Here is a 613-nt window from a genome sequence, read left to right as displayed (position 1 = left end):
CCTGACCCTGCACGAGCACTGCCCGATCCGCGCCGAGCATGGCGAGAGGCGGCAGTCCGGCTCGCTGCGAGCGTTTCAACCGTCCGGGCGTGAACGTCCTGTGTCCAAATCCTGGTTTCCTCAGCGTGAGAAGCGGCTTCCGTCGCTTGGTCCCTGAGGCTCTTGCTGCGGACGCACGCTATTTTAGAGAAGCTCTGGAGATCGCAGCGCCGTCTTCGGGCTTCCTCAATGGCGTCGTGTGCTCGGCGCATGAGGTCGCGGTGCAGGCGGTTAAGACGCTCCATCTCCACTTCGTCCATGGTCGCCACCTCCAAAGAGCCAACGCCCCGCAAGCGTCAACAGTCTCCTGTGGAATCGGTGCCAGACGGTGTAGCTGCCGGATATCCTGCCGGGCGCGTTGGCCTGACCGTCCTCAGGATGTCCGCCGTCAATCCAGCAGCGCATTCCAGGCATCCCAGCCGTCACCGCTGAGGCGCCACCGGCCCGGCCCATCGCCCGGCGTGATCAGCCCGCGGTCGTGACAATCCTCGATCAGCCAATCCGGCGCATAGACTTCCCCGGAGCCAGGATCGGCCGTCAGCAGGAGCAATATCTGCTCCCGTGTCAGGTACCC

At 64.6% G+C, this 613-nt stretch carries 1 protein-coding gene; it reads right to left on the bottom strand.

Going from position 1 to position 613, the window contains the following annotated elements; translation table 11 throughout:
- Positions 1-427 precede the first annotated feature (427 nt).
- A partial coding sequence (locus ACFPMG_RS27890) for a hypothetical protein (RefSeq protein WP_376998455.1) occupies positions 428-613 on the bottom strand: 186 nt, incomplete at its 5' end.

It is taken from the genome of Azospirillum himalayense, from assembly GCF_042657465.1.
GTDB lineage: Bacteria > Pseudomonadota > Alphaproteobacteria > Azospirillales > Azospirillaceae > Azospirillum > Azospirillum himalayense.
Note: the sequence above shows the minus strand (reverse complement) of the source record. Positions and strands in the feature narration are given on the sequence as shown.